Annotated in this window: 9 protein-coding genes; 3 read left to right on the top strand and 6 right to left on the bottom strand. The window is 73.5% G+C overall.

Going from position 1 to position 12,230, the window contains the following annotated elements; genetic code table 11:
* Nucleotides 1-125 precede the first annotated feature (125 nt).
* The 3 genes from ACGFXC_RS26610 (at nt 126) to ACGFXC_RS26600 (ending at nt 2,848) form a co-directional block, all read left to right on the top strand.
* Nucleotides 126-1,475 carry a glutamine synthetase gene (locus ACGFXC_RS26610; RefSeq protein WP_393716822.1) on the top strand — a complete coding sequence of 450 codons (1,350 nt, stop codon included), beginning with the start codon at nt 126-128 and terminating at the stop codon, nt 1,473-1,475.
* Between the two features lie 140 nt (nt 1,476-1,615).
* On the top strand, nt 1,616-2,113 hold the full coding sequence (locus ACGFXC_RS26605) for a hypothetical protein (protein WP_393716820.1): 498 nt from the start codon (nt 1,616-1,618) through the stop codon (nt 2,111-2,113).
* 6 nt (nt 2,114-2,119) lie between these two features.
* A complete protein-coding gene (locus tag ACGFXC_RS26600; RefSeq protein ID WP_393716818.1) occupies nt 2,120-2,848 on the top strand; it encodes a 2OG-Fe dioxygenase family protein in 729 nt (242 codons plus the stop codon).
* A 61-nt stretch (nt 2,849-2,909) separates the two neighbouring features.
* Here the strand turns inward: ACGFXC_RS26600 and ACGFXC_RS26595 are convergent, their stop codons facing one another.
* The 6 genes from ACGFXC_RS26595 to ACGFXC_RS26570 all read right to left on the bottom strand — a co-directional run bounded on the left by ACGFXC_RS26595 (nt 2,910) and on the right by ACGFXC_RS26570 (nt 12,101).
* Nucleotides 2,910-4,019, bottom strand: coding sequence for a type IV pilus twitching motility protein PilT (locus tag ACGFXC_RS26595; protein ID WP_393716816.1), 1,110 nt, complete (start codon nt 4,017-4,019; stop codon nt 2,910-2,912).
* A complete protein-coding gene (locus ACGFXC_RS26590; RefSeq protein ID WP_393716813.1) occupies nt 4,016-7,966 on the bottom strand; it encodes a hypothetical protein in 3,951 nt (1,316 codons plus the stop codon). The genes ACGFXC_RS26595 and ACGFXC_RS26590 overlap by 4 nt, the downstream gene beginning before the upstream one ends.
* Entirely contained in the window at nt 7,963-8,499 is a 537-nt protein-coding gene (locus ACGFXC_RS26585; protein ID WP_393716811.1) for a type II secretion system protein, read from the bottom strand. Before ACGFXC_RS26585 ends, ACGFXC_RS26590 begins: the two co-directional genes overlap by 4 nt.
* Nucleotides 8,496-8,978, bottom strand: coding sequence for a type II secretion system protein (locus ACGFXC_RS26580; RefSeq protein ID WP_393716809.1), 483 nt, complete (start codon nt 8,976-8,978; stop codon nt 8,496-8,498). Before ACGFXC_RS26580 ends, ACGFXC_RS26585 begins: the two co-directional genes overlap by 4 nt.
* Nucleotides 8,975-10,186: a type II secretion system F family protein gene (locus ACGFXC_RS26575; protein WP_393716807.1), complete on the bottom strand. Its 1,212-nt coding sequence runs from the start codon at nt 10,184-10,186 to the stop codon at nt 8,975-8,977. Before ACGFXC_RS26575 ends, ACGFXC_RS26580 begins: the two co-directional genes overlap by 4 nt.
* A gap of 85 nt (nt 10,187-10,271) precedes the next feature.
* Nucleotides 10,272-12,101 carry a GspE/PulE family protein gene (locus ACGFXC_RS26570; RefSeq protein ID WP_393716805.1) on the bottom strand — a complete coding sequence of 610 codons (1,830 nt, stop codon included), beginning with the start codon at nt 12,099-12,101 and terminating at the stop codon, nt 10,272-10,274.
* Nucleotides 12,102-12,230: the final 129 nt, after the last annotated feature.

The following is a 12,230-nucleotide window of genomic DNA, read 5'->3' as shown; positions in this document are numbered from 1 at the left end:
ACCGGCGGACAGCTGCGGCGCGCGCCGGCCACCGTGGCGGAGCCCCGTTCCCGACGCCCCTCGGCCGCAGCCGGAGGGCCGCTGCCCGGCAGGCGATCTTCCCCGCCGCCCCGTTGTGCACGACCATGCAGGACATGAGCGAGAGTGCCGACGGTGACCGGGGTCCGCGCGTGGTGGCACTGAGCTGGGTGGACAACGCGGGCATCAGCCGCGTCAAGGCCGTCCCGGCCCACCGGCTGGAGCACGCGAACCGGTGGGGCGTGGGCATGGCTCCCGTCTTCGACACGTTCCTCGTCGACGACTCCCGGGCCGGCGGCCCCGGATTCGACAGTCCCGTGGGAGACCTCCGGCTGCGGCCCGACCTCACCCGGCTGACCCTGCTCGCCGCCCAGCCGGGCTGGGCCTGGGCACCGGCCGACCGCTACGGCCAGGACGGTACGCCGTACGCGGGCTGCCAGCGCTCCTTCGCCCTGCGCATGACCCGCGAGGCGCAGGCCCGGGGCATCGGGCTCCGCATGGGCTTCGAAACCGAGTGGACCGTCGAGGAAGACCCCCGCGCCCGCGCCACACCGGCCGGCCGCAGCGGTCCCGGCCCCGCGTACGGACTGGCGCGCCTCGCCGGCTCCGGTCCGTACCTCCTCGACATCGCGCAGGCCCTGGCCGACCAGCGGATCGACCTCCTCCAGATCCACCCCGAGTACGAGACCGGCCAGTACGAGGTCTCCACCGCACCCGAGTCACCGGTGGACGCCGCCGACACCGCCGTCCTCGTACGCCACACCCTGCGCGCCCTCTCCGCACGCCACGGACTGCTGCCGTCCTTCGCCCCCCTCACCACCCCGTCCGGCGCGGGCAACGGAGGCCACCTCCACCTCAGCCCCTGGCGGGCCGGCACCAACCTGCTCCAGGGCGGCGGCGGCCCGTACGGCATGACCCCCGACGGAGAGGCCTTCCTCGCCGGGGTGCTCGACAGCCTTCCCGCCCTGACGGCCCTCGGCTGTCCGAGCCCCGCCAGCTACCTCCGGCTGGTCCCCTCCCAATGGGCGGGCGCCTACCAGTGCTGGGGCCGGGAGAACCGCGAGGCCGCGCTGCGGCTGGTCACCGGCGGGCACGCGGCACCCGGCACGGCCAACGCCGAGGTCAAGTGCTTCGACCAGGCGGCCAACCCCTACCTGCTGGTCGGCGCGGTCATCGCGGCGGGCCTCGCCGGAGTCGACGCGGGGCTGCGGCTGCCCCCCGAGTGCACGGGCGACCCGGCCGCCGCGCCGCCCGCCACGCTCGCACGCCGGGGCGTGCGACGGCTGCCCGACACCCTCGCGGCCTCGACCGGCCACCTGGAGGAATCCGCGCTGCTCCGGCGGGCGATGGGGGACCGCCTCATCGACGCCGTCCTCGCCGTCCGGCGCGGAGAGGAGGCGCTCCTCGGGGGCAGAACACCTGAGGAGATCGTCGAAGCCACGCGATGGCGCTACTGAACGGTCCCCGACGCGGCCCCGGCAGATGCGCGACGCCCCCCGTACGCTCCTCCGCGCGCTCTCCGTGCGCCCTCCGCGCGCCCTTGAATCGCCGTCCGGCGGTGGTCATCCTTACGCCTCGGACCAGGACGGGGGGCCTGATGCAAACGTCCGATTTCATAGCGCTGATCGCTGTCGTCATCTCGGTCGGCGCGAGCGTTCTGGCCCAGCACACCGCGGCGAAGAGCCACCTGACCGCTGCCAAGAGCCACGAATCGGCCTCCTACCACTCGGGGACCGACCTCTTCATGCAGCTCAACATGGTGTTCGTGGAATACCCGCACGTACGCCCGTACTTCTACGACGGCAAGCCGCTCACCCGCGACGACCCCAACTACCACCGGGCGCAGGCGGTCGCCGAGCTCATGCTCGACGTCTTCGAGTGGATCTGGCACCGCCGGGAGGGCATCACGGAGGTCGACCGCCAGGCCTGGGCGGACTACGTCGGCTCGATGTTCGCGCTCAGCCCGGTCCTGCGCACCTACCACCTCGACCACCTGGCGTGGCACCCCACGATCACCGACCTGTACTTCTCGCAGGGCGAGTTCGAGGGCACGTCCCTGCCCCACCAGCGTCCCCAGGAACCGGAAGGTGCGTGAGACGCGATGGGGGTCGAAGTGACGGTGGACCTCGTCAACTCCCTCGTCGGCCAGGGCTACCGGCTCGTCCGCGGAACCGACTTCCGCCTCGGACCGGACTGCGCCCTGGCCTTCGAGGAGTTCCGGGCGGCCTGGGAGGACCTGCCGCCCGACGGCTACCTCCCGGCAGGCGGCACGTACCGCCACCGCAGGCACGCCAAGTTCCTGCTCGCCCCCACCGGACTGGTCCGGCTCCGGGGCGCCGGATACCACCAGAGCGCCGAGGCGAACCCGCTGATCGGCGGCAAGGTCCGGGACTTCGCTCCGTTCCGGGAGCGCGAAGCCCGCAATCCGTTCTTCCGGGCCCTGGTCCACCACAACGCCGCGACCTTCGACCGGTGCGCCGGGCAGGCACCGCCGTCATGGGAGGTCGACGCCCACCTGATCCGGGTCACCGCGCGTGCCGGTGCCCGGGGCCAGCCGTCGCCCGAGGGACGCCACCGCGACGGCTTCGACTACATCGCGCTCCACCACGTCGGCCGGGCGAACGTCACGGGCGGCCGCACCACCCTCTACGCGGCCGAGGACGGTCCACCGCTCGCGGCCACCACCTTCACCCGTCCCCTGGACAGCCTCTACGCGCAGGACGCCCGGATCCTCCACGACGTGAGCCCGGTGTCCGTGGCCGGACCGGCGGCCCGCGGCCACCGGGACATGCTGCTGATGAGCTTCAGGGCGAGCGGGGGCACCGGCTGAAGCGGGGCGTACCCTCCCGGAGCCCCCGGGACCCGCCGGGGCCGGGCCCGGGCGGGGTCTGTCAGGGGCCCGCCGGGGCGGGGGGCCGCTGGATGTCCTCCGGGTACGCGGTGTGCAGTACGGCCTCCTCGTAGGCGACGGTGCCCGACGCGACGAGGGCGTTGATGCCGGACTCCAGGGTCCGCATCCCGTCGCGGTGGCCGGTCGAGAGCATGTTGCGGATCTGGCGGGTCTTGCCCTCACGGATCAGGTTGCGGATCGCCGACGTACCCACCAGCACCTCGAAGGCGGCCACCCGGCCCCCGCCGGTCCTGGGAATGAGCGTCTGGTTCAGGATGCCGACCAGGGTGTGCGCCAGTTGCAGCCGGATCTGCGGCTGCTGCTCGGCCGGGAACACGTCGACGATGCGGTCCAGCGTCTGGGCGGCGTCGTTGGTGTGCAGGGTGGCGAACACCAGGTGCCCGGTCTCGGCGATGGTCAGGGCCGCGGAAATGCTCTCCGGGTCCCGCATCTCGCCGAGGAGCAGCACGTCGGGATCCTCGCGCAGGGCCGAACGCAGCGCCGCCGGGAACGAGTCGGTGTCGGTGCCGACCTCGCGCTGGCTGACCGCCGAGCGCTTGTGCTGGTGCAGGTACTCGATGGGGTCCTCGATGGTGAGGATGTGCACCGACCGGTGCGTGTTGACGTGATCGAGGAGCGCCGCCAGGCTCGTCGACTTGCCCGACCCGGTCGGCCCGGTGACCAGCACGAACCCGCGCGGCAGGCCCGCCCACCCGAGGGCGGTCGCGGGAAGCCCGAGCTGCTCGGACGACGGCACGTCGAAGGGGATGATCCGCAGCGCCAGCGCCGACGCGCCGCGCTGCACGAAGGCGTTCCCGCGCAGCCTGGCCTTCGCCCCCCAGCTGAAGGAGAAGTCGACCTCCTTCTCCCGGCGGAACCGTTCGGTCAGTTCCTCGCCGAGCACCCCGGTCACCAGCCGATCGGCCTCCGCTTCGGTCAGCGCGGCCCCCTCGGCAGGCCGCAGGGCGCCGTCGACGCGCAGGAACGGCGCCGATCCGGCGGTGAGCAGCAGGTCGCTGCCGCCCCGCTCCCACAACAGGCCGAGCAGGTGGTCGATGATCGCGGAATCCGGCCCGGGCATCGTGGTCTCCAAGGTGGCGTGGTCGTTCATGGCAGGACCGTCCACTGCTTGACGGTGCTGGTGTGGCCGTCGAAGGACACGGCGGCCCGGACGAGCGGGCCGGACAACAGGTCGATCCGGGTGCCGCCGAGGTGCGCGGCCGCCCCGCCGTTCCCGGCGGTGACGACGTAGGTCACGCTCAGCCCCGCCAGCTGGGAGGCCCGGGTCAGGCCGCAGGCCTCCAGGTCGACCTGATCGGCCACGGGGCCTGCCGAGCCGAGCCGGACCGGCACGTCCAGTGCCCTGCCGGTGCCGGTGCAGGTGCTGCCGGTGAAGTCCACCGACATCTTCACCGAGGTGACGTCGCCGTCCTCGTGGTGCGCCACCTGGAGGACGACGTGGTCGAGCGGTCCGGACGCGGCCGGCGCGGGCGGGGCGTAGCCGCCGAGCGTGAGGGAGGCCCGGCCGCCGCCGGGGACGGTGGCGTCCGCGACGTCTACGGGCGCACCGGGAGCCGGGGCCGTGAACGCGGTGACCGCCGAGACCGACGCCGGTTTCGCCATCACGGCCGGATAGGCGGTGAACCGCACCGGCTCCGGCGGGACACCGATCACCGGGCGGAGGTATCCGCCGGCCGGGCTGATGCCGAGAGCGATGGTCCGGGCGATGATGCCGCGCGTGACGACCTGCGAGCCGACCCGGCTCATCGACAGGTCGACGGCGCCGGTCGGCGCGTACACGGTGCCGTTGATCAGCAGGCGGCTGCGATCGGTGGCCGAGTCGGCGCCGTCGGTCGACTTCAGGACCGCGCAGCGGCTGCCCGTGGTGACGCAGCCGGACAGGGCCCGGATGGACGGGGCCCGGAAGACGATGTCGAGCTCGACGCCGTCGAGCTGGTCGGCGGCGCCGGTACTGCCCGCGCCCAGCGTCACGGCGTAGTCGACGGCGAGGCCGGACAGCTCATCGCCCTTGGTGACCCCGCAGGCGCCGAGGTCGACCACGTCCACGCCGAGCGCCCCTTGACGGGCGGTCAGCGCGTGGTTCGCGTCGCAGGCGGTACGGGTGCCGGAGACGGCCAGCGCGGCCCGGGGCGGCTGCGCGGGTACGGGGGCGGGCGCGGGGGGCTCGGCCGGTACGGGCGCGGACGGCTGCGTCGCGGGGGGCGGCGCCGGGGTGGTGTCCTCGTCCCGGTGCGCCACGCGCAGTACGACCTTGTCGATCACCGCCCCCGCCGGCAGGGGCGGTAGCGCGAACGCGCCGAGGCGGACCGACGCCGACGGGGCGGCCGAGCCCAGCGTCACGGCCGAAGGGGTCGCGTCGATCGCCCGCGCGTAGTCCGGGCCGGAGAACGCCGCGGCGCCGGGGGCGGCGGTGCTGACCGCGGTGGTGGGCCGGACCGAGATCGCAGGCCGGTGGGCCAGTTCCAGGGTGACGCCGTCGAGTTGGCCGGTGGCGGCGGTGCTCCCGGCGCCGAGGGCGGCGGTGTAGGTCACCACCAGGCCGGCCAGCTGGGCGGGATCGGTCAGCCCGCAGGCGGCGACCAGGTCCAGGGTGTCGGTGCCCAGGGCGCCCTGGCGCGCGGCGAGCTTCTGCGGGGTGGTGCAGGCGCGGGGCAGGCCGGGCGCGGTCAGGGTGACCGCGGCCGTCGGCGGCGCTCCGCCGGCCGGCCCGGGATCGTCGCGGTGCGCGACGTGCAGCAGGGCCCCGTCCAGCGCCGAGCCGGGCAGCACCGCGGGGGCGTCGAAACCGGCGAGTTCGATGGAGGCGGTCGGCGCGGTGACCGGGTCGAGCACGGCGCGGGCCGTGTTCGTGCCGTCGATGGCCCGGGCGTTGGCCGCGGGGAGGAACGTCGTCGACTTCGCGCTCGTCGCGGGCCGGGGCGGTGGCGGGTCGTAGACGACTTCGAGCCACATGCCGTCCAGGGAGTCGGTGCCCGCGGCGCCGCCCCCCGTCAGCCCGGCGGCGTAGGTCGCGCTCAGGCCGGTGAGCTGGGCCGCGTTGGTGATGCCGCAGGCCAACAGGTCGACGCGGTCGTCGCCGAGTGCGGCCCGCGCGGTGAGCGGCAGGCCGGTGCACCCGCCACCACCGCCCGCGGGGGTGACGCCGACCCTGGGCGCCGCCGCGTCGCCGGTCTCCCGATGGGCCACCCGCAGCACGGCGGAGTGGATCGTCGAGCCCGGCGGCAGGGGCGGCTGGCCGAACCCGGCCAGGGTGATCGACGCGGTCGGGGCCGCCGCGGTCAGATCGGCGCCGGCTACCGACGGCGGCTGCTGTTCGCCGATCTCCAGGGCGTCGGCGGGATCGGTGCCGGCGGCGGTGAACCCGGCCGAGGTGCTCACGGCGGTCGGCTTGAACGTGGTCGGCGTACGGTAGGCGACTTCCAGCCAGATGCCGTCCAGCCGCTCCGTGGCGGTGGTGCCCGCGGGGTCCAGGGTGGCGGCGTAGGTCACCGTCAGGCCGGCGAACCGGGCCGGGTCGGTGAGCCGGCACGCGCCCAGCAGCTCCACCGGGGGGTCCGTTGCGAGCGCAGGGTGCCGGGGCAGGTCGTCGGCGCGGCAGGTGTCGGCGCCGACGGCGGTGGTGACCTTCACCGCGCCGGGTGCGGTCAGGGCGCCCTCGTCCCCGTGCCTGACGTGCAGCGTCGCGCTGGTGATGACCGATCCGGGCGGCACGGACGGGGTGAAGCCGCCGAGCTGCACCGAGGCCGACCGGCGCGCCGTCGGATCGAGGGCGGCGTCGGCCGTGCAGCCCGCGGTGCCCGTCGGCTGCGGGCAGCCGGGCAGGGTGGGCCGTTCGCCACCGGTCAGGGCGTGGACCGGGTTGGTGAAGCCGCTGTTCGTGACCACCGCCGTCGGCTTCAGCGTGTGCGACGGCTTCGGGGGCTGGACCCCGTACACCGCCACCTGCTGAGCGCCCGGGGTCACCGGGGCGCACAGTTCGACGTGTCCGCGGTCCACCTGGAACCGGCTGCCGCCGCCCATCATGACCTCGACGCCCTCGGGCCGCGTCGGGTCGCAGCCGCCCGGGCTGGGAACGGCCGGACGGGTGGGGGCGCCGGGGTCCCAGCCCGCCTGCGTACCGCCGACGACGCTGACCGTGGGGTCGTCGACCGTCCAGACGGCGGGACCGCCGGTGAAGGTGAAGTCGAAGTCGAAGTAGTAGGTGCCCGGCTGGAGCCATACGACGGCTCCCTTGCAGCCGCCGCCGGTGAGCCGGGTGAGGGCGGCGGCGTCGTCGTAGGAGCCGGGCTGCAACCGCACCAGCCAGGAACCGGCGCCGGGGCAGGCGGGTACCGTCCGCCGGGCCGGGACGGCCGTGGCGGGCGGGGCGAGGTCGGGGTCGCCGCCGACGGCCTCGTCGGCGGGATCCGGCGGGGCGTCGTCGGCGCAGGCGTGCGCGTACGGCTCCTGGCCCGGGGACAGCTGGGCCTGCGTCACGGCCCCGGAGCAGTTGCCGACGGCGGACACGTCGCCCGACACCACCATCGAGGCACCGGGGCCGCTGGTGATGTCCGACCGGGAGAACACGCTGCCCTGCACGCGCAGACCGGGCGTGGTCACGTGGACGCCGTCCTGGTCGGCCCGGCCCAGGCTGCGCAGCGCGTCCTGCGGCTGGGCCGCGCGCGCGGTCGCGGGAGACGCGTTGAGGGGGTCGCAGTGGACGATCATCTGCCGGCCGTTGATCGGCGGGGCGGTGTAGTCGGCGCACGGGTTGCCCTGCGCGAAGTTGTTGATCGCGAGCTGGGTGGCACCGTCCGCGCTGTAGCTCCGCGCGCCCTGGCCGGCGTACGCGCTCGCGGCGCGCAGGCCCGTGCTCGCGAACGTCAGGATCGAGAGGGTGACCATGCTGAAGACGACGACGAAGGCCAGCGCGAGGATCAGCGTCGAACCCTGCTCGTCGGCGCGGCGGCGGCGGCGGCGGCGGGCGCGGTACGGGTGCGGGTGGCGCGGCTGCGGGCGGCGCGGCTGGGGGCGGCGCGGCTGGGGGCGGCCGGTCATGACGCGCTCGACCGTCGGACGGCGGTCAGGGCCGTCGGGGGCGCGGCGGGGTCGCTCTGCACGGTCAGCGATACCTCCATGGGCGAGGTGCACGAGGTCTCGGCACCGCAGGTCAAAGTCACCGGACGGGGCGAGGCGGCGGGGTCGAACCGGCCCAGCGGCGTGGTGACGACGCCCGCGCCGGCGCACTGCACCCGGCTCAGGACGCCGGTCGGCCGGTCGTAGGCGTAGACGACGTCGGTGCCGGGCCGGCTCAGGTGGACGATCACATCGGCGACCCCGCAGGCGGGTTGGGTCGTGACCCGGTCCGCGCTCTGCACGTCGCCGTAGAAGTAGCGGTTGAGGGCGCCCGCCGCACCGGTGGCGGCCACGCGCTTCTCGGTGCCCGCGGTGAAGCCCAGTCCGAGGACGATGGCCTTGGTCAGCAGGGTCCCGATGAGGGCCACGATGACGATCGTGACGAGCAGCTCGATCAGGGTGAACCCCGCCTCCGGGGCCGACGGGGTCTGCGGGGTCTGCGGTCGCGTCGTCATGACAGCATCGACTCCCGCTTGACCACCTCGAGCGTCGCGTCCCTGACGGGGTGCGGCCCGCTCGCGCGCACGGTGAGCGTCACCTTCTGCACTCCGGTGTCGGTGGCCGGGCAGGTCGGGGCGAACGCGCCCACCCCGTCCCAGTACTCGACCGCGACGGTCACGGTGTACCCGGCCGGCGGGGCCGGGGTCGCGTAACCACGGGCGCAGGACACGTACGGGTCGCCGACGACCTTCTCGGCGGCGGTGCGGATGACCGAGTCGGCGGTGGTCAGCTTGCGCTGCCCGACCGAGCTGACGATCGCGGTGCCGATGCCGCCGAGGATGATCACGAAGGCGAGACCCAGGAGGACCACGGCGACGAGGGCCTCGACCAGGGTCTCGCCCTCTTCGCCGCGACGGCGCCGCGGGGGGCGTGCCGCGGGGAGTGCCGGACGGTGTGCCGGGCCGTGTGCCGGGCCGTGTGCCGGGCCGGTCACTGGACGTCGACCTGGTTGTAGACGCCGTAGATCGCCGAGAGCAGGGCTACGGCCACGAAACCCACGACGACCCCGACCAGGATCACCACGGTCGGCTCGAACAGGCTGGTCAGCCGCTTGAGCTTGTGCTGCAGTTCCTTCTCGTAGAAGTCCGACACGTTCTCCAGCTGGTCGTCGAGGGTCCCGGTCTCCTCCCCCACGCGCATCATCTGGGTGACCGCCCCGGGGAACAGCTTGGTGCGGCCGATCGGCCGGGATATGCCGCCGCCTTCGAGCATCTCCACCTGCGCCGTCCCGATGGACCGTTCGAAGACCAGGTTGTTGGCCCCCGCGCCGGCCAGGCTGAGCGCCTCCGGAATGGGCACGCCGGCTTTGATCATCGAGGTCAGGATGCGGCAGAACCGTTCGATGGCCATGAAGCGGACCACGTCGCCGAGCACCGGCATCGCCAGGAGCGAGCGGTCGCGCAGCAGCCGTCCCCGTGTGGTCCGCAAACCGGCGACCAGCCCGACGACAAGCACCACCAACACCCCGACGATGACCGGGTACCAGTCCGTGACGAAGTCGGTGAAGCCGAGCAGGATCCGGGTCGGCAGCGGCAGTTCGGCGTTGAAGGACTCGAAGAACAGCTTGAAGCGGGGCAGTACGAAGATGACGAGGACGAGGACGACGGCGACGGCCAGACCCATGACCAGGATCGGGTAGGTCAGCGCGGAGCGGATGGTGCGCCGCCCCTCGACGTCGCGCTCGATGTAGCGGCCCAGCTGGGCCATCACCACGTCGAGCTCACCGGTCGCCTCGGCCGAGCGCAGGACGGACATGTAGAACGGCGGGAGCGCCGCACTGTGGGCGGCCATCGCGGCGGAGAAGCTCTCGCCGAACCTCAGCGAGTCCATGACGTCGACGAGCACCTTGCCCAGCTTCTTGTCCTTGGTCTCGGCCCGGATGATCTCCAGGGCGTCCAGGAGGGGCACTCCGGCCTTGATGAAGGCGGCCATCTGGCGGGAGAAGTTGCTCAGTTCGACCAGGTCGACCTTCTGCGCGGTGAGTTCCAGCTGCAGCAGGTTGCGGCCCTCCGCCTTGACCGACTCCACGGCGTAGCCCTGCCGGGTCAGGCTGTCGGTCACGCCCTCGACACTGGAGCCCTTGACCACGCCGGTGGCCCGCTTCCCGTCCTGGCCGACCGCGACGTACTTGAAGGTGGCCATGCCGGTGCCCTCCTGGTTTCGGGGGTGAGAGGTTCGCGTACTGGGTGCGGGAGCGGGCGGGGCGGTCGGTCGTCAGGGGGCCGGGCTAGACCACGTACACGCTGGACATGATCTCGGCGATGGTGGTGACCCCCTCCTCCACAAGGCGGACGCCACCATCCAGGAGGCTGTCCATGTGCTCCTCGCGGGCGACCCTGCGCAGGGTGCTGATCGGCGCCTTCTCGACGAGCAGCCGCTTGACCGCGTCGCTCATCACGAGCAGTTCGAAGACGCCGATCCGCTCCTGGTAGCCGGTCCGGGAGCAGAAGTTGCAGCCCCGGCCCTGCCAGAACCCGTGGTCGGCCGACCCGCCCGCCTTCGCGAAGAAGGCCAGTTCGTCCACGCCCGGCTGGTAGGGCTCGCGGCACTGGTCGCAGATCCGCCGCACCAGTCGCTGGCTGACCACACCGGCGACGGTGGAGGTGATCAGGAACGGCTCGATGTCCATGTCGGCGAACCGGTGCAGCGCGGAGCAGGCGTCGCCGGCGTGGATGGACGAGAGGACGAAGTGGCCCGTGAGGGCGGATTCGACGGCGATCCGCGCCGTCTCGGCGTCCCGGATCTCGCCGACCAGGATCACGTCGGGGTCCTGCCGCAGGATCGAGCGCAGCCCGGTCGCGAACGAGATCCCCGCCTGGTCGTTGATCTGGATCTGGTTGATCGAGGGGAACACGTACTCCACCGGGTCCTCGATGGTGGTGATGTTGCGCTCGCTCTGGTTCAGCTCGCCCAGCGTGGCGTACAGGGTGGTCGTCTTGCCGCTGCCGGTCGGACCGCCGCAGGCGACCATGCCGTACGGGGAGCGCAGCAGCGAGGAGAACCGTTCGTAGGTCGCGGCGGGCATGCCGAGCTCGGCCAGCCGGATCAGCGTGCGGTTGCTGTCGAGCAGCCGCAGCACCGCCTTCTCGCCCCAGATGGTGGGGGTGGTCGCGACGCGGATGTCGACCGACCTGCCGTCGATCTCGGTGGCGATCTGCCCGTCCTGCGGGCGGCGCCGGTCGACGATGTTCATATTGGCCATGATCTTGATCCGGCTGACCACGGACGGACCCATGTTCTCCGGCAGGCTCAGTACGTCGTGCAGGGCGCCGTCGATGCGGTACCGGACCCGGACGCGGTCGCCGTGCGGCTCGATGTGGATGTCCGAGGCCCGGTCGCGCAGACCCTGGGTCAGCATCAGGTTGACCAGGTGCACGACCGGAGCGTCCTCGCTCACCACCCGGGCCCCGGCGGCGGCCTGACGGCCGGTCTCGGCGGCCTCGAAGGCCTCGACCAGGCTGCCCGCGCCGGCCAGCGCCCGGTAGGCGCTGTCGATCGAGCGCCGGATGTCGGAGGGGGCCGCGATGGCCAGCTCCACCCGGTCGGGCGCCACCGCCCGGCCGATCTCGTCGAGCACGCGCGGGTCCGCCGGGTCGCCCGCCGCGATCAGCAGCGTGCCCTCCGTCCTGCGCACCGCGACGACGCCCAGCGCGCGGGCCAGCGCCTCCGGCACCCGGGCGGCCGCCTCGGGATCGGGCTCGCTCTGGCGCAGGTCGGCGACCGGGACGTCGAGCTGGACCGACAGCGCCTCGATCAGCGACCGCTCGTCGACCATGCCGAGTTCGAGCAGCAGGGCGCCGAGCCGCTTGCCCGACGCCGACTGCTGGAGCAGGGCCTCGTCCACCTGCGCCGGGGTGAGCAGCCCGCGCCGCACCAGCAGTTCCCCGATGCGCGGCCGCTCCCGCCCGTCGGGCGACGGCCGCGCCGTCCCCGATTCCGCGTCCGCTGCCGGGTCGTCCGCGGGGGCCGGGGACGGCGCGTCCCCGGTGAGGGACCCTTCCTCGCCCGTGAGGCCCGTCGTCGCCGCGTGGCGCCGGAGAAAACGACGATTCGCCATGGAACCCACCCCTTTCGCGCATCCAGGACAACAGCTGACGATGCGCCGCTCGCGCATCCTCATGGTTGTCAGCTACTGACTAGTCAGCGGGATAATACAACACGCCGCCCGACCGGCATCGGCGCCGAT

The sequence above is a fragment of the Streptomyces sp. NPDC048507 genome, assembly GCF_043199995.1.
In the GTDB taxonomy this organism is placed as follows: domain Bacteria; phylum Actinomycetota; class Actinomycetes; order Streptomycetales; family Streptomycetaceae; genus Streptomyces.
This window is presented reverse-complemented; position numbering and strand designations above follow the sequence as displayed.

Excerpts from the sequence above, each read along its gene's own strand:
- ACGFXC_RS26585 (WP_393716811.1), bottom strand. The coding sequence starts at position 8,499 with ATGACGACGCGACCGCAGACCCCGCAGACCCCGTCGGCCCCGGAGGCG.
- ACGFXC_RS26595 (WP_393716816.1), bottom strand. The coding sequence starts at position 4,019 with ATGAACGACCACGCCACCTTGGAGACCACGATGCCCGGGCCGGATTCC.
- ACGFXC_RS26575 (WP_393716807.1), bottom strand. The coding sequence starts at position 10,186 with ATGGCCACCTTCAAGTACGTCGCGGTCGGCCAGGACGGGAAGCGGGCC.
- ACGFXC_RS26570 (WP_393716805.1), bottom strand. The coding sequence starts at position 12,101 with ATGGCGAATCGTCGTTTTCTCCGGCGCCACGCGGCGACGACGGGCCTC.
- ACGFXC_RS26605 (WP_393716820.1), top strand. The coding sequence starts at position 1,616 with ATGCAAACGTCCGATTTCATAGCGCTGATCGCTGTCGTCATCTCGGTC.
- ACGFXC_RS26590 (WP_393716813.1), bottom strand. The coding sequence starts at position 7,966 with ATGACCGGCCGCCCCCAGCCGCGCCGCCCCCAGCCGCGCCGCCCGCAG.
- ACGFXC_RS26610 (WP_393716822.1), top strand. The coding sequence starts at position 126 with ATGCAGGACATGAGCGAGAGTGCCGACGGTGACCGGGGTCCGCGCGTG.
- ACGFXC_RS26600 (WP_393716818.1), top strand. The coding sequence starts at position 2,120 with ATGGGGGTCGAAGTGACGGTGGACCTCGTCAACTCCCTCGTCGGCCAG.